Annotated in this window: 21 protein-coding genes; 6 read left to right on the top strand and 15 right to left on the bottom strand. The window is 69.7% G+C overall.

All coding sequences use genetic code 11. The features are described from left to right. The coding region (locus Q0716_RS06015; protein WP_299020810.1) for an ATP-dependent 6-phosphofructokinase at window positions 1–948 on the bottom strand (948 nt) is incomplete at its 3' end. Window positions 949–992: 44 nt separating this feature from the next. Next, entirely contained in the window at window positions 993–2,354 is a 1,362-nt protein-coding gene (locus Q0716_RS06010; RefSeq protein ID WP_299020807.1) for an MltA domain-containing protein, read from the bottom strand. Here Q0716_RS06010 and Q0716_RS06005 point away from each other — a divergent pair. Next, window positions 2,287–2,478 (top strand): hypothetical protein, encoded by a 192-nt coding sequence (locus Q0716_RS06005; protein WP_299020805.1) that lies wholly within the window; start codon window positions 2,287–2,289, stop codon window positions 2,476–2,478. The two genes, Q0716_RS06010 and Q0716_RS06005, sit on opposite strands and share 68 nt — an antisense overlap. 16 nt (window positions 2,479–2,494) lie before the next feature. On the opposite strand, the gene Q0716_RS06000 is transcribed toward Q0716_RS06005, so the two are convergent. Both Q0716_RS06000 and Q0716_RS05995 read right to left on the bottom strand, forming a co-directional pair. Continuing rightward, on the bottom strand, window positions 2,495–3,301 hold the full coding sequence (locus Q0716_RS06000) for a carbon-nitrogen hydrolase family protein (protein ID WP_299020803.1): 807 nt from the start codon (window positions 3,299–3,301) through the stop codon (window positions 2,495–2,497). Continuing rightward, a complete protein-coding gene (locus Q0716_RS05995) occupies window positions 3,298–7,434 on the bottom strand; it encodes a YhdP family protein (protein WP_299020801.1) in 4,137 nt (1,378 codons plus the stop codon). The genes Q0716_RS06000 and Q0716_RS05995 overlap by 4 nt, the downstream gene beginning before the upstream one ends. Window positions 7,435–7,454: 20 nt before the next feature. Here Q0716_RS05995 and glnE point away from each other — a divergent pair, with 20 nt between their 5' ends. Together glnE and Q0716_RS05985 are read left to right on the top strand one after the other, a co-directional pair. Continuing rightward, a complete protein-coding gene (gene glnE, locus Q0716_RS05990) occupies window positions 7,455–10,226 on the top strand; it encodes a bifunctional [glutamate--ammonia ligase]-adenylyl-L-tyrosine phosphorylase/[glutamate--ammonia-ligase] adenylyltransferase (RefSeq protein ID WP_299020809.1) in 2,772 nt (923 codons plus the stop codon). Window positions 10,227–10,401: 175 nt separating this feature from the next. Beyond that, window positions 10,402–10,941: a glutathione peroxidase gene (locus Q0716_RS05985; protein WP_299020800.1), complete on the top strand. Its 540-nt coding sequence runs from the start codon at window positions 10,402–10,404 to the stop codon at window positions 10,939–10,941. Window positions 10,942–10,947: 6 nt separating this feature from the next. Here the strand turns inward: Q0716_RS05985 and Q0716_RS05980 are convergent, their stop codons facing one another. Then, complete coding sequence (locus tag Q0716_RS05980) at window positions 10,948–11,508, bottom strand: C40 family peptidase (RefSeq protein WP_299020799.1); 561 nt, start codon at window positions 11,506–11,508, stop codon at window positions 10,948–10,950. A gap of 67 nt (window positions 11,509–11,575) precedes the next feature. Beyond that, window positions 11,576–12,634, bottom strand: a complete 1,059-nt coding sequence (gene holA / locus Q0716_RS05975; protein ID WP_299020798.1) for a DNA polymerase III subunit delta — start codon at window positions 12,632–12,634, stop codon at window positions 11,576–11,578. A 62-nt stretch (window positions 12,635–12,696) separates the two neighbouring features. On the opposite strand from holA, the gene rocF reads away from it, so the two are divergent. After that, the gene (gene rocF / locus Q0716_RS05970; protein WP_299020797.1) at window positions 12,697–13,647 is read left to right on the top strand and encodes an arginase; all 951 of its coding nucleotides are present in this window, start codon (window positions 12,697–12,699) and stop codon (window positions 13,645–13,647) included. A gap of 17 nt (window positions 13,648–13,664) precedes the next feature. Here rocF and lptE read toward each other — a convergent pair whose 3' ends face one another. The 6 genes from lptE to Q0716_RS05940 all read right to left on the bottom strand — a co-directional run bounded on the left by lptE (window position 13,665) and on the right by Q0716_RS05940 (window position 21,027). Continuing rightward, complete coding sequence (gene lptE / locus Q0716_RS05965) at window positions 13,665–14,207, bottom strand: LPS assembly lipoprotein LptE (RefSeq protein ID WP_299020796.1); 543 nt, start codon at window positions 14,205–14,207, stop codon at window positions 13,665–13,667. Window positions 14,208–14,209: 2 nt separating this feature from the next. Then, window positions 14,210–16,939 (bottom strand): leucine--tRNA ligase, encoded by a 2,730-nt coding sequence (gene leuS / locus Q0716_RS05960; RefSeq protein WP_299020795.1) that lies wholly within the window; start codon window positions 16,937–16,939, stop codon window positions 14,210–14,212. Between the two features lie 116 nt (window positions 16,940–17,055). Continuing rightward, window positions 17,056–17,775: a dienelactone hydrolase family protein gene (locus Q0716_RS05955; RefSeq protein ID WP_299020793.1), complete on the bottom strand. Its 720-nt coding sequence runs from the start codon at window positions 17,773–17,775 to the stop codon at window positions 17,056–17,058. 142 nt (window positions 17,776–17,917) lie between these two features. Next, complete coding sequence (locus Q0716_RS05950) at window positions 17,918–19,468, bottom strand: methyl-accepting chemotaxis protein (protein WP_299020792.1); 1,551 nt, start codon at window positions 19,466–19,468, stop codon at window positions 17,918–17,920. Window positions 19,469–19,580: 112 nt separating this feature from the next. Further along, window positions 19,581–20,414 (bottom strand): 4-hydroxy-tetrahydrodipicolinate reductase, encoded by an 834-nt coding sequence (dapB, locus tag Q0716_RS05945; RefSeq protein ID WP_299020790.1) that lies wholly within the window; start codon window positions 20,412–20,414, stop codon window positions 19,581–19,583. A gap of 22 nt (window positions 20,415–20,436) precedes the next feature. Continuing rightward, on the bottom strand, window positions 20,437–21,027 hold the full coding sequence (locus Q0716_RS05940) for an outer membrane protein assembly factor BamE (protein ID WP_299020788.1): 591 nt from the start codon (window positions 21,025–21,027) through the stop codon (window positions 20,437–20,439). A 108-nt stretch (window positions 21,028–21,135) separates the two neighbouring features. Between Q0716_RS05940 and fur the strand changes: the two genes are divergently transcribed. Next, window positions 21,136–21,579, top strand: a complete 444-nt coding sequence (gene fur / locus Q0716_RS05935) for a ferric iron uptake transcriptional regulator (protein ID WP_299020786.1) — start codon at window positions 21,136–21,138, stop codon at window positions 21,577–21,579. Window positions 21,580–21,585: 6 nt separating this feature from the next. On the opposite strand, the gene hprK is transcribed toward fur, so the two are convergent. From hprK to raiA, 3 genes are all read right to left on the bottom strand, one after another. After that, window positions 21,586–22,536: an HPr(Ser) kinase/phosphatase gene (gene hprK, locus Q0716_RS05930; RefSeq protein WP_299020784.1), complete on the bottom strand. Its 951-nt coding sequence runs from the start codon at window positions 22,534–22,536 to the stop codon at window positions 21,586–21,588. A gap of 42 nt (window positions 22,537–22,578) precedes the next feature. After that, window positions 22,579–23,049, bottom strand: a complete 471-nt coding sequence (gene ptsN / locus Q0716_RS05925) for a PTS IIA-like nitrogen regulatory protein PtsN (protein ID WP_299020782.1) — start codon at window positions 23,047–23,049, stop codon at window positions 22,579–22,581. A 126-nt stretch (window positions 23,050–23,175) separates the two neighbouring features. Further along, window positions 23,176–23,508, bottom strand: a complete 333-nt coding sequence (gene raiA / locus Q0716_RS05920; RefSeq protein WP_299020781.1) for a ribosome-associated translation inhibitor RaiA — start codon at window positions 23,506–23,508, stop codon at window positions 23,176–23,178. Window positions 23,509–23,733: 225 nt separating this feature from the next. On the opposite strand from raiA, the gene Q0716_RS05915 reads away from it, so the two are divergent. Then, on the top strand, window positions 23,734–24,230 hold a 497-nt coding region (locus Q0716_RS05915), incomplete at its 3' end, for a patatin-like phospholipase family protein (protein ID WP_299020779.1).

The raw sequence follows: 24,230 nt of genomic DNA, 5'->3' as shown, positions 1-24,230 counted from the left end.
CAGCCGCCCACCGTGCAGCGTGACCATGCGGTTGTATTGGCCCTGCATGATGAGCTGCGCCGCCTCGTTGCCGAACTGGGTGGCCAGCACACGGTCGAACGGCGTGGGCGAGCCGCCCCGCTGCACGTGGCCGAGCACGGTGGCGCGCACCTCCGAATCGAGCCGCGGCTGCAGCTGCTCGCGCAGCACGTGCGCCACGCCGCCCAAGCGGATCGGGTCGGGGCTGTCGGCGATGCGCTGCTGCACGGTGCGCTCACCCCCCCGGGGTTTGGCGCCCTCACCGATGCAGATGATGGTGTAGCGCTGGCGCCGCTCGCGCGTGCGGCAGACGGCTGCCACCGCATCGAGGTCGAAATCGATCTCGGGCAGCAGGATCACGTCCGCCGCGCCGGCTAGCCCCGCCTCCAGCGCGATCCAGCCTGCGTAGCGGCCCATGGTCTCGACGATCATCACCCGGCTGTGGCTCTGCGCGGTGGTCTGCAGCCGCTCGATCGCCTCGGCCACCGTGGCCACCGCAGTGTCGAACCCAAAGCTGCGCTCGCAGCCCACGATGTCGTTGTCGATCGTCTTGGGCACGCCCACGATGGGCAAGCCACGCTGCGCCAGACCGTGCGCGATGGCCATGCTGCCGTCGCCGCCGATCACCACCAGCGCCTGCAGCCCCAGGGCGCGCGCGTGGGCCAGCACGCGTTCGGTGTCGGCCTCGCTGCGCAGGGGGTTGGCACGGTTGCTGGTGCCCAAAATGGTGCCGCCCCGCATCAAGATGCCGCTGACCGACTCCCAGGTCAGCTCGCGCACGCGCGGCGTGTCGGCCATCAGGCCGCCAAAACCGTCTTCGATACCGATGACCTGCGCGCCACACTGGCGCAACAGCGATTTGGCCACCGCGCGAATGACGGCGTTGAGGCCGGGGCAGTCACCGCCGCCGGTCAGGATTCCGATACGCATCGTCATGAACAGCTCACTCCTGGATCGTTGGGAAGGGGTCGGACTCAGCGTTGCGCGCGCGGCCACAAAGCCCACAGTTGCAGCGGTTGCTTCAGGCCCGCCGCCAGCGGATAGGCGGCATCGCCCCAGCCGACGAAAAAATCGGCGCGCACGGCACCCACGATGGCGCTGCCTGTGTCCTGCGCCAGCACCAGCCGCTGCAGCCGCGCCACGGACCCGCTGGAAGCCAGCCACAACGGGGTGCCGTAGGGAATCGCATCGCGATCGACCGCGACCGAGCGGCCCGGGGTGAGCGCCACGCCCTGCGCCCCGCGGGGGCCGAACTGGGCGTCGAGCATGGTCAGCGGCTCCTCACGAAAGAAGACGACGCGCGGGTTGACCCACAGCAGCTCGTCGAGGCGCTGCGGGTTGGCCGCGGCCCACGCGCGGATGGCTTCCCAGGTGCCCTCGCGGATCTCGCGCCGCTCCAGCAGCCAGCGACCGACGCTCTGGTACGGGTGCCCGTTGTGCGCGGCAAACGCCAGCCGCACGAGCGAAATGCGCCCATCGGGCTCGAGGATACGCAGCCGCCCCGAACCCTGGATTTGCAGCAGCAGCGCATCGAGCGGGTCGGCCAGCCAGGCCAGCACCTGGCCCTGCAGCAGCTGCTGCACCTGCGGGTCGCTGTCGATTTGCTGCCGCGTGTACCACGGCTGCCCGGCGGCACTGGCCAGCGCGGCCGGCGGTGCGTAGAGCGGGACGCGGTAGGGTCCGTGCGCCACCCGGCTGGCCAGCAGCTCAGGCTCGTAGTAGCCGGTCAGCAAGCCGGGCCGGTTGGCCCCGTCCGGCGCCAGCACGCGGTAGGGCTGCAGGCGCTGCATGATCCAGGCATGGCGCTCGGCCTCGTCGCCCAGCGTCAGGCGCCGCATCTCGGCGCAGATGGGGCCCCACGGCGGGGCGGGTCGCTCGCAGCTGCGCAGCCAGGCGTTCCATGCCTCGTGCAGGGCGTCCCGTCCCCAGCCGGGCAGTTCGCTCCAGCGCACCGGCTGCCACAGCGCGGCCCCGCGCCGCACGGGGGGCGGCAGCGGCCTCGCATCGGCCGCCTGCCACGCCGCGTCGAGGGGGGTGAGCACGGCCGGTCCCTCGCCATCCACCGGGACAGGCAGGGCAACCGCGGGCGGTTGGGGAACCTGCAGAGGGGCTGCCGGCTCCACTGCGGGGAGCGTGGGCGCGGGCGGCGACGCATCGGTGACCGCGACGGGTACGCTGCCACAGCCCGCCATGGCGCCCACGACGATGACCGCCCCCCAGCCAGCCACCCGCCGCACCGCCCGACCGATTCTCTTACCCGTTGCCGTCATGACCCTGTTGCTGCTCGAAGCGCTAGGCGCCCTGTTGTTGTTCATCTTCATCGTCTGGTGGACCATGTTCGCGGGCCGCAAGCGGGGCGAGCCGCCCGAGGCCGCGCCCGCACCGGATGCGGCACCCCCGGCGCCTGAGCGCGCGCCCGGGTCTCGGCCACCACCCCCGCCCCCGTCCCCGCACGAGTAAGCGCGCCCACCACGGCTCACAGGCGCCGGTGGCTCAGCGCCGGCAGCCGGCGCCGCACGTCGAGCAGCCGCTCGCGCTTGAGATCGGCCACCACCACCCCGGGCCCCGTGGCCTGCTGCGCCAGCACCACTCCCCAGGGGTCGACGATCATGCTCTGGCCCCACGTCTGGCGGCCGTTTTCGTGGCGGCCCCCTTGGGCGCTGGCGATCACGTAGGCCTGGTTTTCGATGGCGCGCGCGCGCAGCAGCACCTCCCAGTGCGCTTGTCCCGTCACATGGGTAAACGCGGCCGGCACCACCAGCACGTCCGCCGCCAACAATCGATACAACTCGGGAAAGCGCAAGTCGTAACACACGCTCAAGCCCACGCGCCAGTCGGTGCCGGAGCGGTCGCGCAGGGTGAACGCCACCGGCCGCTCCCCAGCTTGCAGCACGGCCGCTTCGTCGTAGCCCTGCTGCCCGTCGTGAAAGCGAAACAGGTGAATCTTGTCGTAGCGTGCCACGCAGCGCCCGTGCGGGTCGAACGCGAGCGACGCGTTGGCCGCGTGCTGCGGATCGTCAGTGGCCAGCGGCACCGTGCCGCCCACGATCCACAGCCCCAGCTCGCGCGCGGCGTCGGACAAAAAATCCTGCATCTTGCCCAGGCCCGGCGGCTCGGCCAGCAACAGTTTGTCGGCGTCGCGCGCGCCCATGAAGCCGAAGTACTCTGGCAACACGGCCAGCTCGGCACCCGCGTGGCGGGCTTGGTCGAGCAGTTCGTGCGCCTGCGTCAGGTTGTGCTCCAGGCTGACGCCGGAGACCATTTGAATGGTGGCGACTTTCATCGGTTTGGCTCCGGGTTGGCATCGGTCGGGTTGGCAACGGGTATCGTACGCGCAATGCGCTCCACCTCGGGGTCGGCCCAAGTGCCCGTGATGCGAAACGTTTGCGTGGCCGCCGCTTGCAGCGGCTCGCGCAGCAGCCACTGCGCAAGGAACGTCCCCAGCCCGGTGACCGGGTTGATCGCCGCGGCCACCAGCGACGCCGTACCGGCGTTGAGTTCCGGCACGACGACGGCGGTGAGGTCCTGCGTCTCGCGCACCAGGTCGGCGCGGCCCTCGATGAGCACGGCGGCGCTGACTCCCTTCATTTGCAAATTGTTGGTACTGGCCACCCCGCCCTCGATGCGGGCATGGCCGCGCACGAAGTCGAATGCAAACCCCTCGCTGAAGACGTCGCGAAAATCCAGTGTCAGTCTCCGCGGCAGCGACTGCAGGCTCAGCACCCCCAGCAGCTTGGCAATGCCGGGGTCGGCCTTGAGGAATTGCCCCCGCTGCACGTCGAGCGCGAGCTCGCCGGACAGGCTGGGCAAGTGTAGCGCCAGCGGCGCGCCTATCCAGCCGATCGAGCCCTCCAGCCGGCCCCGTCCGCCGCGCAGCGTGCCCGCAAAACCGAAGCGATCCAACAGCGCGCCCGCATCGTCGATGTCGAGCCGTACCTGCAGCGCCGTACGGCGCGCGCTGGCCGCCTGTCCGGGTGCCGTCAGCGCCGCTGCGGTGGGTGCCCAATTGCCAGTGGCGCTCAGGCGCGCTTCGGGCACGCTCAGGCGCAGCGTCTGCAGCCGCCACTCGCGCGCCGCGACGCCACCCTGCGTGGCATCGCGATTGACGGCCTGCAGCTCCAACCGCCCCAGGCGACGCCCGGCCAGCTCGAAGTCGTCCACCACCACGTCCAACGCCGGCATCGAACGCGGCTGACCAGCCAGTCGCTCGACGTCGTCCGCTGCGCTGGGCGGCAGCTGCAGCCGCGCCAGCCGTGCCATCAGCCGCTCCTGCGTGCCGCCGTCGTACTCCAGATAACCGTTGAATTGGCGCGCCACCACCGACAAACGCCAGGCGTCGCCCGCACGCGTGCCGCCGGCCACCAGGGCGTCGAACGGCCGCCCCCCCAGCACCAGCCGATCCAGCGTGATGCCAAACTGGGTTGGCCAATAGGCGGTACCGTCGCGCCAGCCAACGGCGGCGCTGCGCGCGCCAGCCGCCACTGGCGCGGCCGGCTCCAGCGCCGCCGCCCACGCATCGGCGTCCAGCGCGCGCAGGCGCACGACGCCCGCCACCCCCGACACCGGCCAATCGGGCCACTCGGCCCCCAGGGCCAGCCGCCCGCGGCGCACCGTGGTGACGTCGCCTCGATGCTCGCGCTCATACTCGGCGCGCAGCGGCACCCCATCGGCTGCGGGCTCGATACTCAGGCGCAGCCGATCGCGGGTGGACGCCGCGCCGGGCTCAGGGCGGGGTTGCGCCTGGATCGCCAGCGCGACGCGCCAGGCCGATTCCGCCGGCTTGGCCAGCGGCGCGGGCAGCGCCAGGGCCATGCCGCGCAGGTCGGTGTCCACCTGCAGATCCATCCCGTTGGGGCCGAAAGCCAGCCCGAGCGTGTAGCGTGTCGCGCCCTGCGCGTACTGCCCCAGCCAGCGCGCCCAACCCCACGCAGGCGCCGACTGCAGGCCGACGGCGCTGGCGCTGCCCTGGCCCTGCAGGCGGATCACGGCCGCGCCGTCGCGGCGCGTCATGCCACCGGCAAAGCGCAGCTCACCCCCGAGCGCACGGGCGCTCGCCGACGAGAGGTCGAACCCCTGATCGGTGAAGTCGATGACCGCCCGCACACCCTGCAATGCAGGCAGATCCGGCCCCCATTGCACGTCGTTGCCCGCCAGCCGCACCTGTCCGCGCACTTGCGTGCGGTCGGTGTCGTCCAGCGGGATGCGCAGCTGCAACGGCACCTCGACGGTGCCGTCGGCGCGCACCTCGTCGAGCGCCCCGTCGGTCATGGCGCGCAGCGGGGACGCGGCGACGAAGCGCAGCGCCTCCGCGGCCGGGCCACGGATGAGGCCATCGACTTGCAGCAGCGGGGCATCGGCCATGTAGTCGGCGATCACCGCGTCGGCCTGCACCACGCGCAGCGCGGGCTGGCCAAGCACGCCGCCGCTGGCGCGGGCCACCTGCAAGCGATGGCCATCGATGCGCAACTCGGCGTCGAGCGCTGCCAGCGCGGGCCACGGCGCGCTGCCCGCGGGCAGCAGCGAAGGCGGCGCGTAGTCGAGCACCACGTCCTGCAGCTGCGCGCGCACCTCGAACGTGCCTTGGCGCGCGGCGGCGAATGGAAAGTCCCACAGATCGCCATCGACGCGAAACGTCGCCTGGGCCACCCGCCCGGCCCGGATCGCCGCACGCAGATACTGCCGTGTATCGGCCCCCACGGTCAGCGGCAGATAACGCACCACGCGCGTGCCGTCGGCGCGCGTGAGCCGCAGGTCGAGCTGCAGCAGCCCGGGAAAGCGATCGCGCGCCGCGCTGCGCGCCGGGTCGGCGGTGCGCCAGCGCAGGCGGCCGCTGCCCGCCGCGTCAGCGTTGGCAAAGCTCAGTTGCTCGACGTCGAGCGCGATGTCCGGGCCGTCGAGCGTCCAGCGCAGCTGCGCGTTCAGCTCGTCGAACGCCAGACGCGGTTCCTCGAAAACACCAGGGAACGTCAGCGCCCCGCGCCGCAGCGCCACGCTGGCGCGGCCGCCGCGCTCGTCGAAGGCAAATTCGGCGTCCACGCCCTCGACCCCCGGACGCCCGTAGGCGGGCGCCTTGTTGGCGTTGTCGCCCGGTACCACGGCCGCCGCTGCGCCAGGGCGCAAGGCCAGCCCCTGCACCCGCCCGCGCGCCGACCAGCGCTCGGGCGCGCCCGGGCGCTCCGCGGCCGACCAGCGCACCACGAGCCCTTCGGCGATGCCCGCGGGCTGCGTGGCCAAGGCCCAACGGTTGACCGCGTCGCCCAGCGGCAGCACGCGCGCGAGCCGTTGCAGCACTCCCAAATCCAGTCGGTCCGACGTCAGCATCCAGCGGCGCAGCGCGCCATCGCCCGCCTGCGCCAGCTCGAAGCGCACATCGCCACGTGGCCATTCGGCACCGTCGGCGGTGGTGATGGTCAGGCCCTGCGTGGTCCAGACCATCGTGTCGCCATCGCGCTGCACCCCGAGCCGCCCGCCCAGGTGGGCCACGGCCAGCGGCTCGATGTTGGTTTCCGCTGTGCGCGCCCAGGCAATCTGCACGTCGCTCCACTGCACGTCCGCGACGGCCGCGCGCCATTGGCCGCGCTGCACGTCGGCCCACAGCCGCAAGGCCCCCGTGGCCCGCCCCGCGCGCACGCCCCACAGCGCCGCGGTATCCACGTACTGCCCCAGCCGCTGCAGGTCCAGCCGCGGCGCCTCGAGGTACGCCTCGCCCGACCAGTCGCGCCAGCGCCCAGGGTGGGTCTGCCACAGCGGGCGGCTGAAGCGCCCCCGCACACTGAAGCGCTCGCCCCACTCGGGTGGCGGCGTGGCGTCGAGCCGAAATTCGTGCCGCCAGCCGGGATTGCGCACGACGATATCCACCTGCTCGAGCACCAGGGGCGGGGCATCTGGGCGCTGCTCATCGACCCAGCGCACGCGTCCGCCGCGCAGCGCAAACTCGCGCTGCCCGAAAAACCAGTCGGCCGCCCGGCTGTCGCCGGGGGTGGCGTTGACGTCCAGTCCCGCGACCTGCAATCGGCCATCTGCGAGTCGCCGCACCTCGAGCACCGCCCCCTCGATGGCGAGCTGCTCGAATCCCACGCGCCACAGCGACGCCACCGACAGCGCCGCTTGCACCCGCGGCAGGTGCAGCGCCTCATGGCCTTGGGCATCATGCAGCCGCACGTCGCGCAGCGTCAACCCTGGCACCGGCCCAGTGGCAGCTGCCTCGATCGCCCCCACCGTCACCCGCACCCCCAGGGCGCGTGTGGCCACCGCCTCCAGCGCCGGACGCCATGCCTCGGCCCGCGGCACAATCCAGAACTGGAGAGCCCCCCACGCCACCCCGAGCAACAACCAAACGGCCACCACCCCTGCGAAGAGGAGCTGCGTCGCCCATGCCCACAGGCGCAGGCGGCGAGACACGGCAGAGGAGGTCATCGGTGCAGTCACACGAAATTATGATGTCGAGCGCTTGCGTTGGTTCGCCCAACGCCGACCACAGCCGGTTCGTGCAACGCATCCGGCGCCGCTACGAGACCGAACGCCACTGGTTGCCGCCGGGTGTGCCTGACGCTGCTTCGTTGCGCCAAACTTGGCAAACCCTGCGTGCACACGGCCACGACGTGCCGGCGGCCCTGCGCATCGTGCGCCACCTGACGCTGGAGCGATTGGCGGTACTCGACTGTGAACAAGGCGCGCCATTGTCGGCCATCACACACGCCATGACCGCGCTGGCCGAACTGGTGCTCGATGAAGCCGCGCGCGCCGCACGCGCCGAACTCGACGCCATCCACGGCCCCCCGCAGGCCGGCCCCCAGCGGGCGGGCACGCCGCTGCCCCCCGATTTGCAGGCCGAGCCTGGGCGCTGCGGCTGGTGGATCGTCGGCATGGGCAAGCTGGGCGCGCGCGAGCTCAACGTCTCCAGCGACATCGACCTCATCTACGTCTACGAGACCGACGGCGAGACGCGCGGCGATGCCCAGGGGCGCCAGCGCATCACCAACCACGAATATTTCGCCAAGCTGGTCAAGCGCATGCAGGCGCTCATCAGCGAGGTGACCGAGCATGGGCAGGCGTTTCGCGTCGATCTGGCGCTGCGCCCCAACGGCAACTCGGGCCCGCCGGCGGTACCCCTGGGCGCGTTGGAGGACTACTTCCAGGCACACGGCCGCGAGTGGGAGCGCTTCGCCTGGCTCAAAAGCCGCGTCGTCGCCCCGGCCGACAGCGCCTGCCGCGACGGCAGCGGTGCCTGGCTGCGCCCGGTGGTGCTGCCCTTCGTCTTTCGGCGCTACCTGGACTACGCGGTGTTCGACGCCCTGCGGCGTCTGCACCAGCAAATTCGCGAACACGCGGTGCGGCGCGCGGCCGGCCACCCCGAGCGCGCGCACGACGTCAAGCTCTCGCGTGGCGGCATCCGCGAAATCGAGTTCATCGTGCAACTGCTGCAGGTGGTGCGCGGCGGGCAATTCCCCGAGCTGCGCACGCGTCCCACACTGCAAGCGCTGCAGCGCGTGGCCGATGCGGGCCTGATGCCCGCCGACAAGGCGCGCCAGTTGGCCGACGCTTATGAGTTTTTGCGGCGCGTGGAGCACCGCATCCAATACCTGGACGATCAGCAGACGCACATCCTGCCCACCCGCGACGACGACTTGCTGTGGATCGCCCACACCATGGGCTTTGACGGAGTGCCGGGGTTTTTGAGCGCGCTCGATGCCCACCGCGAGGTGGTGGCGCACGAGTTCGACACGCTGCTCGGCGGCCACGGCAACGGGGGGTGCGCCGGCAAGGGGTGCCACGGCACCCGCGCCGAGCCCGACGACCTCACGAGCCTGCTACCCGACTGCCCCCCGGCCTTGGCCGAGCGTTTGCAGCCGTGGATCGACCACCCGCGCGTGCTGGCCTTGCGCGACGAGGCGCGACAGCGGCTGGTGCGGCTATTGCAGCGCACCGTGGCATGGATCGACAACGGGCGCGTCAGTGTCGAGGCCGCCGTGCGCTTGGTGGACTGGATCGAGCCCTTGCTGCGGCGCGAGAGCTACCTGGCCCTGCTGCAAGAGCGGCCCGCGGTACACGAGCGGCTGCTGCGCGTGTTGGGTGCGGCGCGCTGGCCTGCCCGCTACCTGCTGCGCCACCCCGGCGTCATCGACGAACTGGCCAGCGCCGAGCTCTACGCCACGCGCTTCGACCCCCAGGCGTTCATGGCCGACCTGGAAGCGCGCCGCTGGGCCCTGCACAAGACCGGCGAAGACGACGACGAGGCGCTGCTCGACTTGCTGCGCCGCGCGCACCACGCCGAGGTGTTTCGCACCCTGGCGCGCGACGTGGAGGGGCTGCTGACGGTGGAGCAGGTGGCCGACGACTTGAGCGCGCTGGCCGACGCGGTGCTGGACATCACCGGCCGCTGGTGCTGGCAACGCCTGAAAAACCGCCACCGCGACGAACCGCGCCACGCCATCATCGGCTACGGCAAACTGGGCGGCAAGGAACTGGGCTACGGCAGCGACCTCGACATCGTCTTCGTGTATGACGACGACGATGAGCGCGCGCCCGAGGTGTACGCGGCCTTCGTGCGCAAACTGATCAACTGGCTGACCGTCAAGACCGGCGAGGGCGACCTGTTCGAAATCGACACCGCTTTGCGGCCCAACGGCAACTCGGGCCTGCTCGTGACCAGCTTCACGGCTTTCGAGAATTACCAGCAAAACCGCGGCAGCAACACCGCGTGGACCTGGGAACACCAAGCCATGACGCGCGCACGCTTCGTGGTGGGCGCGCCTGACCTGCGCGTGCGCTTCGACGCCGTGCGCGAGGCCGTCATCACCGCCGAGCGCGACCGCGCCGCGCTGGCGGCCGAAATCCGTGCCATGCGCCAGCGCTTGTACGACGCCCACCCCGTGCGCGCGGGGCGCTTCGACCTCAAGCACAGCCCCGGGGGCATGATCGATGTCGAATTCGCCGTGCAGTACCTGGTGTTGGCACACAGCCGCAAGCACCCCGCCTTGCGCGACAACGCGGGCAACATCGCGTTGTTGCAGCGGGCCGAATCCGCGGGGCTGCTGCCAACGGGCGTGGGGTTGGCTGCCGCCGACGCCTACCGGCGCCTGCGCCAGCTGCAGCACCGCGCCCGCTTGGACGACGCCAGCACGCAGGTCGACCCCGATGCGGTGCGCGACGAGGCGCGGGCGGTGCGGCGGCTATGGACACAGGTCCTAGGCGAGACCACGGGCTGAGGCAGGGCCGCCGCATACCCCCTGTACCAACGCAGCCTTGTCACCGCCCCGCCCTGACGACGAGCGACGCTCGTAGGATGGTGGCTCGGTTCAATGTTCATCCGTCGGGAATCGCACGATGAAGGTACCCTGGTATCCTCTCCTCGCGGCACTGGCTGCCGTGGTCTTGCTGCCCATGAGCACCCCTATCCACGCCTCTGCCCAAGCGGCCAACACCGCTGCGAAAACCGATTGCCCCGCCATCTTGCAGCACCGCTTCGACCGGCTGCAGGATGAAAAGCCGCAAGATCTTTGCCAGTACGCGGGCAAAGTGGTGCTGGTCGTCAACACCGCCAGCTACTGCGGCTTCACCGACCAGTACAAGGGCTTGGAGGCGCTGTACCGCCGCTACCGAAACCGGGGACTGGTCGTGCTCGGTTTCCCGTCCAACGACTTCGGGCAACAGGAGCCGGGCAGCAACCAACAAATCGCCGAGTTCTGCGAAAACACCTACGGGGTGCAGTTCCCGATGTTCGCCAAGAGCAGCGTGCGCGGCCCGCAAGCCAACCCGCTGTTCAAACAGTTGGTCGAGCGCACCGGCACCACGCCGAAGTGGAACTTTTACAAATACCTGATCAGCCGCGACGGTCGCACGGTGCTGGCGTACAACAGCCTGGTTTCGCCGGAAAGCGACACCCTGCGACGTGACATAGAGCGGCTGCTGGTCAATCCTTGATGGGGCTCAGCGTGCGCCTACTGACGCGTTTTCAAGCGCTTCCACCCGGCGCGCGCCGTTGAAGCGGCGCGCCCAGTAGCGGTCGTTCATGTCGCTGACCTTGACGCTGTCCCCCTTGCTGGGTGCGTGGACAAATTTGCCATCGCCCAAATACACGCCCACGTGGCTGAAGGCGCGGCGCATGGTGTTGAAAAACACCAAATCCCCTGGGCGCAGTTCGTCCTTGGTGACCGGCGTGGTGACTTCGGCCTGCTCGGCCGCACGGCGCGGCAACCACAAGCCCAGCGTGTTGGCGTACACGTAGCGCACGAAACCGCTGCAGTCAAACCCCGTCTCGGCAGATCCACCGCCAAAACGGTAGGGCACCCCGATCAAGCCCAGCGCCGTGCCCAGCAAGCGGCCCGCGACATCGCTCGTCTCGCTACCAACGGTGTGCAGCTGGCCCATCCACGCATCGATGGCTCCCCGTGCTGGCGCGGCCTCTGCTGCACCCTCGACCCCGAGAGGAGCGGCATGGACGGCCAGGCTCAACAGCCCGGCCAGACAGACAAAGACGATGCGTCGCATGGCGCGGCATCGTACCAGAACCGAAAACCGACCCGGCCGTGCTTGCCCGACTGCGGGGGTGATCCCCTCAAGCACCGGCGCTCGCGCACGCCAGGGCGACGCCGACGGCCAGCCGATGCAGCGCCTGCCAGGGGTCGGCCGGCCAATCCGGCGCCGTCAACCCTTTGACGATACCGTCCACCGTCTGCGCCTCGACCAGCCAGCGCCCGGTCTGCGTGCTGCGCAAGCGCGGCAACAACCGCTCGTAGCGCCGCTCGCGCGCACCCCACACGCGGGCTTCGCGCAGCGCCAGTGGCATGGGCTGCCCCTGATCCAGCGCCAGCCGCACCCGGTGCAGCGCGCGCACCTCCTCGGCCAGCGCCCAGTGCACGGGCACGGGCGCCACACCTTCGGCCCGTAGCCCGTCCAGCATGCGTTGCACGCGGGCCACGGCACCATCGAGCACCGCCTCGGGCAGACCGAAGGGGTCGTAGCGCGCCACGTCCAACACGGCCGTGCGCACCTGCTCGAAGGACAGCTCCCCGGGTGGATACAGCAGCCCCAGCTTGGCGATCTCTTGATGCGCCGCCAACAGGTTGCCTTCGACCCGATCAACCAAAAAGGCCAACGTGCGCTGCCCTTCGTCACCCGCGGCAACGTGTTGGCCCTGGGCTTGCAGGCGTTGCGCGATCCACATCGGTAACTGGGCACGCTCGACGGGATCGACGCGTACCACCACACCGTACGCCTGCAAGGCGGCAAACCATGGGCTCTTGAGCGTCGCCGCGTCCAGCCGTGGCAGCAGCACCAGGGTCACGGTATCCGCCGCAGCAGCGGCCGACTCGGCCAGACGCTGCAACGCCAGCGCCCCGTCTTTTCCCGGTTTGCCAGACGGGATGCGGACCTCGATGAGGCGCTTGTCGGAAAACAGGCTGAGCGCCGAGCCGGCCGCCAGGATCGCGCTCCAGTCGGTGTGCACACCGGCGACCGTGTAGACCGTGCGCTCGCTGTGCCCCGCGGCACGCGCCGCGGCCCGGATGGCGTCGGCCGCCTCCTGGGCGAGCAGCGGCTCGTCGCCGTGCACGACGTACAACGGCGCCAGCCCGCGCCGAAGCTGAGCCGTCAACTGGGCGTGGCCGATTTGCATGGGCGAATTGTAGAAGCCGTGTCACACTACGGGCCTGTCCGTTTTGACACCCTGAATCGATCATGACAACGACGGTTGGTATCGAAACCGTGGCGCTCGTGGGCGCGCCCACGGACGTGGGGGCAGGCGCACGCGGCGCCTCGATGGGCCCGGAGGCGCTGCGAGTGGCGGGGCTGCAGGCCGCACTGGAGTCCCACGGCCTGCGGGTACTCGATCGCGGCAATCTCGGCGGCCCGCCCAACCCGTGGCAGCCAGCGGTGCAGGGCTACCGCCACTTGTCAGAGGTGGTGGCGTGGAACCGTGCCGTGCACGAGGCGGTGTATGCCGAGCTCGCGCAGGGCCATCTGCCCATCCTGCTCGGTGGCGACCACTGCCTGGCCATGGGCTCGATCAGTGCGGTCGCACGCCACTGCCGCGCACAGGGCAGAAAGCTGCGCGTGCTGTGGCTGGATGCGCACGCCGACTTCAACACCGCGGCGCTGACACCGAGCGGCAATCTGCACGGTATGCCGGTTGCGTGCCTGTGCGGCTTCGGCCCCGAGGCGCTGGTGCGCCTGGGCGGCGACGCTCCCGCGCTGCACCCATCTCAGGTGCGCCAGATCGGTATCCGCAGCGTCGATCCGGGCGAGAAGCGCTTCGTGCACGAGCAGGGCCTGGAGGTGTACGACATGCGCTACATCGACGAGATGGGCATGCGCCACACGATGGAAATGGCGCTCGCCGGGCTGGACGCCGACACGCACCTGCACGTCAGCTTCGACGTCGATTTTCTCGACCCCGAGATCGCCCCGGGTGTGGGCACGACGGTACCCGGCGGGCCCACCTACCGCGAAGCGCAACTGTGCATGGAAATGATCGCCGACACGGGGCGGCTGGCCAGCCTGGACGTGATGGAGCTCAACCCCGCGCTGGACGTGCGCAATCGCACGGCGTTGTTGGCGGTGGACCTGATCGAGAGCCTGTTCGGCAAGAGCACGCTGATGCGCGAACACCAGGCGCGACGCGGCAGCTGAAGCGCTGCGCCCCGCGTTCAGCGCAGCGGCACGGCAGCAAGCCGCACCAACCACTGGCGCACGATCGCCGTGCGCATGTCGTCGAACAGCAGCGCCTCTTCGGCTTCCTTGCCCAGCACCACGGTCTCGGAAAAGCTCAGCTCGCGCTCCTGCGCGAGTTCGGTCTCTGGGATCAGTTCGACCCCCGCCGGCGTGCGCAGCGCAAAGCGCACGCGCCGCCGCAGCGCCAGCTCGCGCACCTGACCCGCCGCGGTGGTGCCCACCACGACGCGCTCGCGCTGGTCTTGCAATACCTGCAGGATCACGTCCGCCGCCAGTGGCCGCGCGGCGGGCGTGGTGGTGGCAGCCGCCACGCCCGTGCCCGTGACCACCACCCCGGCCGCTTGCAACTGCGCGCGCAGGCTCTGCAGCACGTCGCTGTCGGCCGCGGCCTGCACGCGCAGGGTGCGAAAGCCGAAGCGCCAGCCGGTGCCACGCAGCCGAAACCCGCAGCCCCCCAGCCCAGCCGCGGAGATGAGCACGCCCCCTGCCGCTGCCAGCCAGGCGCGTCGCGCGACCATGGTCACACCACCACGTTGACGAGGCGGCCCGGCACCACCACCACCTTGCGCGCGGGACGGCCCTCGCCGTACTTGGCGAACTCCGGCGACGCCAGCGCTGCCGCCTCGATCGCGGCGCGGTCGGCCTCGGCCGGCACGGTCAGGCTGCCGCGCAGCTTGCCGTTGATTTGCAGCACCAGTTCGATTTCGTCACGGCGCAACGCGGCCTCGTCCACCGTCGGCCACGGCGCATCGAGCAAGTCGCCCAACGCTTGGGCATACCCCAGCGCCTGCCACAAATGGCTGGTCAGGTGCGGCGTGACCGGATACAAGCAGCGCAGCAAGATGCCCATGCCCTCGATCAGCGCCACCCCACCGCCGGGCTCGTCGCTGGGATCGAACGCCTCCAGCGCGTTGAGCATCTTCATGCAGCCCGACACCACGGTGTTGTACTGCATGCGCTGGTAGTCGTAGTCCACCTGCTTGAGCACGGTGTGGATTTCGCAGCGCAGCGCCTGCGCCCGCTTGCCAAAGCGCACCTCGGCCAGCGACGACGCCCCCTGCACCGACCGGGTGGCGGCGCTCCAGTCCGACTGGGCCAAGCGCTGCCCCAGCGCCCAGACGCGGCGCAAGAAGCGGTGGCTGCCTTCCACCGCCGCATCGTTCCATTCCAGCGTGGCCTCGGGCGGCGCGGTAAACATCGTGTACAGGCGCGCGGTGTCGGCGCCGTAGCAGTCGATCAGGTCTTGCGGATCGACGCCGTTGTTCTTGGACTTGGACATCGTGCCCACGCCCTCGTAATCGATGGGCGTGCCGGCGGGCAGCACGCCGTCGGCGCTGGGCACGTCGCGCTTGAGGCGCGCGCCCACGGTCTTGCCGCTGGCGTCGAGCACGGGCTCGACGTCGTGCGGCCAGAAGTATTCCTTGGCCCCCTTGGCGGTGCGGCGGCTGTAGATGTGGTTGAGCACCATGCCCTGCGTGAGCAGGCGCTGGAATGGCTCGTCGATCGCCACCAGCCCCAGATCGCGCATGACCTTGGTCCAAAAGCGCGCGTAGAGCAGGTGCAAAATGGCATGCTCGATGCCGCCGATGTACTGGTCCATCGGCATCCAGTAGCGCGTGCCCTCGCCCACCATGGCGTCGGACAGCTGCGGGTCGCAGTAGCGCATGAAGTACCACGAACTGTCGACGAAGGTGTCCATGGTGTCGGTCTCGCGCCGCGCGGGCTTGCCACAACGCGGGCACGGCACGTTCAGGAACGCCTCGCACTTGGCCAGCGGGTTGCCGCTGCCATCGGGCACCAGATCTTCGGGCAGCACCACGGGCAGATCCTCGTAGGGTACGGGCACCGGGCCGCAGTCGTCGCAGTGGATGATGGGGATCGGCGTGCCCCAGTAGCGCTGGCGGCTGATGCCCCAGTCGCGCAGACGGTACGTCACCTTTTTCTCGCCCAGCCCTTGGGCCGCCAGCAGCTCGGCCACCTTGTCCACCGCCGCCTGGTGGGGCAGGCCGTCGAGCACACCCGAATTCACACACACCAGCGCGCCCGACTTGTCCGCGTACCAGTCTTGCCAACGCGTGGGGTCGAACGTCAGCGCCGCCTCTGAGCCGGGCGCCGGGCCGATGACCTGTTTGATCGGCAGGCCGTACTTGCGCGCGAACGCGAAATCGCGCTCGTCGTGCGCAGGCACGCCCATGACGGCGCCGTCGCCATAGCCCATGAGCACATAGTTGCCCACCCACACCGGCACCGCCTCACCGGTGAGCGGGTGGCGCACCACCAGCCCCGTGGGCATGCCCTCCTTCTCCTTGAGCGCGAGTTCCGCCTCGGTGGTGCCGCCTTGCTTGCAGCGCTCGATGAAGGCAGCGAGCGCCGGGTCGCGGCGCGCCGCCAACTGCGCCAGCGGATGCTCGGGCGCCACGGCGCAAAACGTCACCCCCATGATGGTGTCGGCGCGGGTGGTGAACACGTGCAGCCGCCCGTCCTGGATCAGGCGGCCGTCCTCGTCGCGGATGTCGTGCGGGAAGGCAAAGCGCACGCCGACGCTCTTGCCAATCCAGTTCTCCTGCATCAGGCGCACGCGCTCGGGCCAGCCGTGCAAGAAGTTGGGATCATCCGGGTTGGCCACGGCCGACAGCAGCTCTTCGGCGTAGCGCGTGATGGCCAGGTAGTAGCCGGGGATCTCGCGCTTTTCCACCAGCGCCCCGGTGCGCCAGCCGCGCCCGTCGATGACCTGCTCATTGGCCAGCACCGTCTGGTCTACCGGGTCCCAGTTGACCACTTGGGTCTGCCGGTAGGCGATGCCCTGTTCCAGCATCTTCAGAAACAGCCACTGGTTCCATTTGTAGTAGTCGGGGGAACACGTGGCGATCTCGCGGCTCCAGTCGATGGCCAGGCCCATGGCCTGCATCTGCCGCTTCATGTAAGCGATGTTGTCGTACGTCCAGCGCGCGGGCGGCACGCCGTTTTTGATGGCCGCGTTTTCCGCTGGCAGCCCGAAGGCGTCCCAGCCCATGGGCATGAGCACGTTGTAGCCCTTCATGCGCAGCTGGCGCGCCATCATGTCGTTGATGGTGTAGTTGCGCACGTGCCCCATATGCAGCTTGCCGCTGGGGTAGGGCAGCATGGAGCAGGCGTAAAACTTGGGGCGCGACGCGTCTTCGCGCACGCGGTAAGCGTCGCGCGCGGCCCACTGGGCCTGCACGGTGGCCTCCAGGTCACGGGGCGAATAGGGGGCGGTGGCAGCGGTCATGGAAGCGAAAAGGATTGGCACACGGGACGCATCCCGCGACGGGTTTGCCGCGATTGTAGAGGGGGCCGTGCGCCAGATACCACCCGGGCCCAGCGCACCGCCAGTGCAGGCAGCGCTCAGGCCAGCACTTCGGCCAGGAACTGGCGCATGGCCTGCCACGAGCGCGCATCCGCGCGCGCGCTGTAGACGGTGCCGAAGCCGGGATCGTTGGCCTCGGGGTTGGTGAAGGCATGCATCGTGCCGCCGTAGGCGTGCAGCTGCCAGTCGGCACCCGCTTGCGTCATCTCACGCGCAAACGCCAGCACCGCCTCCGGCGTGGCCATCGGGTCGTCCCATCCGTGCAGCGCCAGCACTTTGGCGCTGATGGCACGGCCCGCGGTGTTGCCCGGCGGGGTGAACAGCCCATGAAAACTCACCACCCCGCGCAGCGGCAACCCCGTGCGCGCCATGTCCAGCACGCTCAGGCCGCCAAAGCAAAAGCCGATGGCCGCCAGCCGCTGCGCGTCCACCTGCGGCTGTGCCGCCAGCGTCTGCAGCGACGCCGCCAGGCGCGCTTGCAAGCGGGCCCGGTCCTGCACCAGCGGGGTCATGAGGGCGGCGTTTTCCTCTTTGGTGCGACCGCGGCGGCCCTTGCCGTACACGTCCATGGCAAAGCCCACGTAGCCCAGCTCCGCCAGCGCGCGCGCCTTGCCGTCCTCGAACGCGCTGCGCCCGGCCCAGGCGTGGGCCACGGCTACCGCGGGGCGGGGGCCCGGCTGGCGGTCGTCCCACGCCAGCAGTCCTTCGAACACGTCGCCGTCGTGGGTGTACTCGATGGTGCGGGTTTGGATGGTCATGGGCGTCTGTCTCCTGTGCTGCTCGTGGGGCCCGATGGGCGCAACGGTGACTGCACGGCATGCCCCGGGCCCACGCAGGCACCCCGCGCAGGCATTGTAGGCGAGCGCCCCGGGCGGGACCCACTGCCAGCGCGCTGCCCGTTTACGCGGCCGGCACGCGAAACCGCTCCACCGATGCCGTCAGGTGTGTGGCTTGCTCGCGCATCGCCAGCGCGGCGGCGGCGATTTCTTCGACCAGCGCCGCGTTTTGCTGCGTCATGCGGTCGAGCTGGCCAATGGCCTCGTTCATCTCGTCGACCCCATTCGCCTGCTCCTGACTGGCCTGTGCACCTTCGGCGATCGATTCACCCAGCCGGTGCACTTCGTCGCGCATGCGCTCGATGGTGGCGCGCGCCTGTTCGACCTGATGGGTCCCCTGCTGCACGTCGGCCACACTGTGTTCGATCAAGCCACGGATCTCGCGCGCGGCCTCGGCGCTGCGCTGGGCGAGGCCGCGCACCTCCCCCGCCACGACGGCAAACCCCCGGCCCGCCTCACCGGCTCGGGCCGCCTCCACCGCCGCGTTCAAGGCCAGGATGTTGGTCTGGAACGCGATGCCGTCGATCACGGCGGTGATAGCGGCGATGCGGTCGCTGCTCTGGCGGATGGCCTCCATCGTGGCCACGAGCTGGGCCACCGCCTGATCGCTCTCGCGCGCCCGCTGCCCCAAGGCCTGCGCTTGCTCGCTGGCGCGACGGGCGCTGGCAGCCGCTTCGCGGATGCGCTCGGTCAACGCTTCCATATTGGCCGCGGCTTCCTGCAAATTGCTGGCGGCTCGCTCGGTGCGGTCCGACAGATCTTGGTTGCCGTGCGCGATTTCCTCCGTGGTCTCTTGCAGCTGGGTGCTGGCGTGGCGCACTTCCCGCACCAGGGCAGCCAGTTCGCCTCGCATGGTTTCCAGCGCTCGGGTCATCTCGCCAAATTCATCGCGCCGCCGGGTATCGAGGGCGTACGTGAGATCCCCTCCGGCCAGCGTGGACGCAAACGATACCGTGCGCTGCAGCGGCTGGCGGATGTGCCGGATCAGCCCCCACGCGCCGATGAGGATGCCCAACACCAGCAGGCCCATCGCGGTGGAGCCGAAGATCATGTTCTGGCGACGCTTGCTTTCGTAGTACGCCTGCACGGTGGCAAGCTGGGCGCGTTGGTAATCGGCAAACTCGCGCAGCGCGTGCAAATACGCCGGGATGCGCGGGGTGTAGCGCGCCTCCAGCACGGCCAACGCGCGCTCCTCGTCGCCCGCCTCGCGCAAGCGCTGCGCCTCCTCGAACGCCGCTTCGATCTCGCGCCGCAGCGCCATCACGGCATCCAGCAGCGCTCGCTCACGGGCGTCGCTCACCTTCTCGACGATGCTGGCCTCCAGCTCGGCCATACGTTTGCGCCCCTCGGCCATGGGCACCAGATAGAGGGTCTGCAGGATCGGGTCGCGCGCGATGAACATGGCCTGCGCGCGCGTCAGATCGGTTTCGACCAACCCCGCCCACAGCGACGCGGCAAACAGCCGCTCGGTGCGCGCCCGAATCGCCGCTTCCGATGCGCGGCTCGTCAGTGCCGATTGCGCCGACACCGTCACCACCACCGCGACGATGGCCGCAACCAACACCCCTACGCCCGTCCACAGCTTGGTGGACAGCCGCCAGTCCTTCACACGCATGCGATTTCCCCGATGTCGATGCCCAGACGTTCGACCGGGGGGTCGGAACCGCCCGGGCACACAGGGGCGACACTGTAGCGCAGGGGTGGGCCTATCCCCATGAGGGATTTCCCTAAACGAACGTTCGTTCTTTTTTCAAGCCCAGCACGTCGGCCATGTCGTACAGCCCGGGCGGCTGTTGGGCCAGAAAGCGCACCGCGCGCAGGCTGCCTTGGGCATAGGTGGCGCGGCTGCTGGATTTGTGCGAGATTTCGATGCGCTCGCCCATGCCCAGAAACATCACCGTGTGGTCGCCCACCACATCGCCCCCGCGCACGGTGGCAAAGCCGATGGTGCCCGGTTCGCGCTCGCCGGTGTGGCCGACGCGCTGATAGACGGCGCAATCTTGGAGGCTGCGGCCTTGCGCTGCGGCGATGACCTCGCCCATCTGCAGCGCCGTACCGCTGGGCGCGTCGACCTTGTGGCGGTGGTGGGCTTCGACGATCTCGATGTCGTAGCCGCTGGACAGGGCGCGCGCGGCCATCTCCAACAGCTTGAGCGTGACGTTGACGCCCACGCTCATGTTGGGCGCGAGCACGATGGGCACTTGCTGCGCCGCCTCGGCGATCGCCGCTTTTTGCGCCGGGTCGAAGCCGGTGGTACCGATGACCAGCGCGGTGCCGTGGCGCACGGCGGCCGCCACGTGCGCCATCGTGCCCTGCGGGCGGGTGAAGTCGATGAGGACGTCGCTGGCCGACAGCGCCACGTCGATGTCTGCGGCGATGCGCACCCCGCTGGATTGCCCCAAAAAGGCGGCCGCATCCTGCCCCAGCGCGGGGCTGTCGGGCCGGTCGAGTGCAGCCGTCAGCACACAGTCGTCGGCCGCCAACACGGCTTCGATCAACATACGGCCCATGCGGCCGCTGGCGCCGGCGATGGCGACGCGATGGGGGGTGGAGGCGGTCATGGTGCGAGCAAGGGGCAAACGTTCAACGCGGCTCGAGGGGCGGATAGGACGTCGCAGGCGCGGGGGCGGGAGCGGGAGCCGCCGATGCGGGCTCCACCGGCGCCCGGGAGGCAGCCGGTGCCTTGGACTCCGCGGCCTGGAGCTGCTCCTCGGTGGCTTCGAGCACCGGCACCCGCCCGGGCGGGCGGCGCACCTGCAGCGACGCCACGAACTCCTCTTCCGTGGGTAGCTCATCGGCCTGCACGCGCTCGAGCCGGTCGTCGCGGAAAAAGACGGTCACCACGCGCCGCTGTGGCGGCTGGCCCTGGCGCTGGAAGGTAAAGACATAGTCCCAGCGGTGGGCGTGGAAGACGCTGGCCACCAACGGCGTACCCAGGATGGCTTGCACCTGCTCGCGCGTCATGCCCGGCTGCAACGCCTGCACCTGCTCGCGCACCACCACGTTGCCTTGCAAGATATCCATCCGATACGGGGTGATAAGCCCGCCCAGGTTGGACAAGCGCGCCGATGCCCCGTCGAGGGCCGAGCAGCCAGACAGCGTCAACAGCAGCGGCACCGCCCAGACGGCCGCACGCCGGGGGGTCGATGTCGGGTCAAGGCGGGCAGGGTTCATGGCAGTCGTCAGAAATGGGCACACGGATACACGCAAACCGGTGCGTGGTTATATCATCTCACCCATTGTAGTGTCGCGCGCCTGCGGCCCAACCCACCACCCCCACGCATGACTGGTATCGACGAACTCAAGAGCACGGGGCTCAAGGCCACGCTGCCGCGCCTGAAGATCCTGGAAATTTTTCAGTCCGGGCGGCAGCGGCACATGACGGCCGAAGACGTCTTCAAGGCACTGCTCGAGGAGCAGTCCGACATCGGGCTGGCCACGGTCTATCGCGTGCTGATGCAGTTTGAGCAGGCCGGCATCTTGGTGCGCAGCAACTTCGAGTCGGGCAAGGCCGTCTACGAGCTCAATGAAGGCCAGCACCACGACCACCTGGTATGCCTGGACTGCGGCCGGGTCGAGGAGTTTTACGACGCTGAAATCGAACGGCGGCAGCAGGCGATCGCGCAAGAACGCGGGTTTGCGCTGCAGGAGCACGCGCTCTCACTGTATGCGCACTGCCAGCGTCAAGACTGCCCGCACCGTGGCAATCGCGCGCGCCGGGGTTGAGCGCGCCTAGCCGTCGCGCAGCATGGCGGCGCGCTGGCGCTGCACGAACTCCTGGTACGTATCGATGCCGCGCAGTTGCAATATCGCGTTGCGCACCGCGGCTTCGACGAGCACGGCGATGTTGCGCCCCGCCACCACGGGAATGACCGCTTTGCGGATCGCCACCCCCAGCACGTCCTGGTACATCGGCTCGCTGGGCAGCCGCTCGTAGTCACGCTCCAGTGTCGACAGCCGCACCAGATGCACGATCAGGCGCAACCGCATTTTGCGGCGCACCGCCGTCTCGCCAAAGATGGCCTTGATGTCAAGCAGGCCGATGCCGCGCACCTCCAGCAGGTTTTGCAGCAAGTCTGGGCAGCGCCCTTCGATCGTCGTTTGACTGACGCGGTAGAGATCGACCGCATCGTCGGCGACCAGGCCGTGTCCGCGCGTGATCAGCTCCAGCCCCAGCTCGCTCTTGCCCAGACCGGACTCGCCCGTGATGAGCACGCCCAGGCCCAAAATGTCCATGAACACGCCGTGCAGGGTGGTGCGCTCGGCGAAGTGGCGCGAGAGGTAGGCGCGCAGCACATCGATGACGAATCCGGCCGAGGCCGCGGTGGCAAACAGCGGTATGTGCGCGCGCTCGCACATCGCCACCAACTCGGGCGGCGGGGGCTGGTCGTCGGCCACGACCAGCAGCGGCGGCTCGAGCGTGACGATGCGCGCCACGCGCCGACGGCAGTCCTCGGCGGTGGCGTTGTGCAGATACGCCACCTCGCGCGCCCCCAACACCTGGGCGCGATAGGGGTGGATGTAGTTGAGATAGCCCACCAGATCCGCGCCCGAGCGCGCTTCGGCCACGGCTTTGTCGTCGAAGCGACGCTCGGAGGCCGACTGGCCCGCGACCCACTGCCACTTCAGGGTCTCGCGGTGGTCCTCGAACAGGGCATCGGCGCTGACGGCGCTGGGTTTCATGGCCGGGGGGCGCGCGTCGGGATCATGCGCGCGGGCGGCGCATCAGGCGGCGGCATGGGCCGACTGCCAGCCCGCGATCAGGCCGTGCAGCGTGGCGGCGTTGTCGGCGCTGCGCAGCTTTTCGCGCAGCGTGGTGTCGCTGAGCAGTTCGGCGATCTCGGAGAGGATTTCGAGATGCTTTTGCGTGGCCGCCTCGGGCACGAGCAGAAAGATCAGAAGATTGACGGGTTGCTCGTCCGGCGCGTCGAAACCAATCGGCTGCGCCAGCTGGAATACCGCGGCCATGGGCTGCTTGAGGCCCTTGATGCGCCCATGCGGAATGGCCACGCCGTGCCCCAGTCCGGTCGAGCCCAGTCGCTCGCGCGCAAACAGGCTGTCGGTCACGAGCGCGCGGTTGAGCCCGTGCAGGGATTCGAACAGCAAGCCAGCCTCCTCGAACGCACGCTTCTTGCTCGTGGCCTCGACGGCCACCTGCACGTGCTCAGGCGGAAGGATCGCAGAAAGTCGGTTCATCGCTGTGCCTCGGAACGAGGGCCCATTATGCCGCCAACTCGGCGGCCCTGCATCGGCCTAGAAAGGACAAACCGCTTGCCGAAGCAAGCGGTTTGTGCGCCACAGCACGGGCTGCCTGCAGTGTGTTCAGGCGATTTCGCGCTTGACGGGCAGGTGATGGTGCTCTTGGACCTTGTCCTTGTAGCGCAACACCTGGCGATCGAGCTTGTCGGCCAGCTCATCGACCGCCGCGTACAGATCGGCGTGCGTGCTCTCCGCGTAGATGTCCTTGCCTTTGACGTGAATATTGCACTCGGCCTTCTGCCGGTGATCCTTGTCCTTGATCTTGTCGACGGTGAGCAGGACACGGATGTCCACCACTTGGTCGAAATGGCGCGAGATACGCTCCAGCTTGCTGGTGACGTAGCTGCGCAGGGCGGGCGTGACTTCGAGGTGGTGTCCGCTGATGGTCAGGTTCATGACGGGGCCTCCTATCGTTGCCTCAATGGACTGGACCCGGCCGCCGACCGACCGGGTTCGCCTTGTGGGGCGGCAGCCCGTGCGGCTGACCCCACACCCTTACTATGCCCGTTTGACGGCGTCGTGACAAGCGCCCCGCCGCGCCCAACCCGGCCCCGGGATAGTCCCGATGGCCGCCGCGCCCACGCCACATCGATACTGAATCGAATCGACCCGCCAAGCCCCATGGCCCTGGACACCTTGCTTGCCACCGCCTTGCCCGCCGATGCCCCCCCACCCCCGGGGCGGCGGGCGCTGGTGCTGATGGGCGGCGGTGCGCGCACCGCCTACCAAGTGGGGGTGCTGCGCGCGCTGGCGCGCCTGCTGCCGGGCCCACGGCTGCCGTTCGACGTGCTGGTGGGCACCTCGGCCGGCGCGCTCAACGCCACCTTCGTGGCCAGTTGCGCCGACGAAGGCTTGCACGCGCTGGACCGGCTGACGTCGTTTTGGAGCCGGCTGCGCTCCGAGCAGGTGTACCGCTTGCAGGCGCTGCGCCTGGGCCGTCCGAACCTGCTCAGCGCCGGGCTGACGTTGATGCGCCAGGTCCGCCGCCACCGCGCGCTGCTGGACAGCCTGCCGCTGGTGGACACGCTGCACCGCGCCATCGACCTGCCGCGGCTGGCCGCGGCCATCGACAACGGCGTGCTGTTCGCGCTGGGCGTGACAGCCTCCAGCTACACCAC

The sequence above is a fragment of the uncultured Tepidimonas sp. genome, from assembly GCF_938045175.1.
GTDB lineage: Bacteria > Pseudomonadota > Gammaproteobacteria > Burkholderiales > Burkholderiaceae_C > Tepidimonas.
This window is presented reverse-complemented; position numbering and strand designations above follow the sequence as displayed.

Excerpts from the sequence above, each read along its gene's own strand:
- Q0716_RS05940 (WP_299020788.1), bottom strand. The coding sequence starts at position 21,027 with ATGAACCCTGCCCGCCTTGACCCGACATCGACCCCCCGGCGTGCGGCC.
- dapB (WP_299020790.1), bottom strand. The coding sequence starts at position 20,414 with ATGACCGCCTCCACCCCCCATCGCGTCGCCATCGCCGGCGCCAGCGGC.
- ptsN (WP_299020782.1), bottom strand. The coding sequence starts at position 23,049 with ATGAACCGACTTTCTGCGATCCTTCCGCCTGAGCACGTGCAGGTGGCC.
- lptE (WP_299020796.1), bottom strand. The coding sequence starts at position 14,207 with ATGGTCGCGCGACGCGCCTGGCTGGCAGCGGCAGGGGGCGTGCTCATC.
- Q0716_RS05985 (WP_299020800.1), top strand. The coding sequence starts at position 10,402 with ATGAGCACCCCTATCCACGCCTCTGCCCAAGCGGCCAACACCGCTGCG.
- holA (WP_299020798.1), bottom strand. The coding sequence starts at position 12,634 with ATGCAAATCGGCCACGCCCAGTTGACGGCTCAGCTTCGGCGCGGGCTG.
- Q0716_RS05980 (WP_299020799.1), bottom strand. The coding sequence starts at position 11,508 with ATGCGACGCATCGTCTTTGTCTGTCTGGCCGGGCTGTTGAGCCTGGCC.
- raiA (WP_299020781.1), bottom strand. The coding sequence starts at position 23,508 with ATGAACCTGACCATCAGCGGACACCACCTCGAAGTCACGCCCGCCCTG.
- Q0716_RS05995 (WP_299020801.1), bottom strand. The coding sequence starts at position 7,434 with ATGACCTCCTCTGCCGTGTCTCGCCGCCTGCGCCTGTGGGCATGGGCG.
- glnE (WP_299020809.1), top strand. The coding sequence starts at position 7,455 with ATGATGTCGAGCGCTTGCGTTGGTTCGCCCAACGCCGACCACAGCCGG.
- hprK (WP_299020784.1), bottom strand. The coding sequence starts at position 22,536 with ATGAAACCCAGCGCCGTCAGCGCCGATGCCCTGTTCGAGGACCACCGC.
- fur (WP_299020786.1), top strand. The coding sequence starts at position 21,136 with ATGACTGGTATCGACGAACTCAAGAGCACGGGGCTCAAGGCCACGCTG.
- leuS (WP_299020795.1), bottom strand. The coding sequence starts at position 16,939 with ATGACCGCTGCCACCGCCCCCTATTCGCCCCGTGACCTGGAGGCCACC.
- Q0716_RS06005 (WP_299020805.1), top strand. The coding sequence starts at position 2,287 with ATGACCCTGTTGCTGCTCGAAGCGCTAGGCGCCCTGTTGTTGTTCATC.
- Q0716_RS05950 (WP_299020792.1), bottom strand. The coding sequence starts at position 19,468 with ATGCGTGTGAAGGACTGGCGGCTGTCCACCAAGCTGTGGACGGGCGTA.
- Q0716_RS05955 (WP_299020793.1), bottom strand. The coding sequence starts at position 17,775 with ATGACCATCCAAACCCGCACCATCGAGTACACCCACGACGGCGACGTG.
- Q0716_RS06000 (WP_299020803.1), bottom strand. The coding sequence starts at position 3,301 with ATGAAAGTCGCCACCATTCAAATGGTCTCCGGCGTCAGCCTGGAGCAC.
- rocF (WP_299020797.1), top strand. The coding sequence starts at position 12,697 with ATGACAACGACGGTTGGTATCGAAACCGTGGCGCTCGTGGGCGCGCCC.
- Q0716_RS06010 (WP_299020807.1), bottom strand. The coding sequence starts at position 2,354 with ATGGTCCACCAGACGATGAAGATGAACAACAACAGGGCGCCTAGCGCT.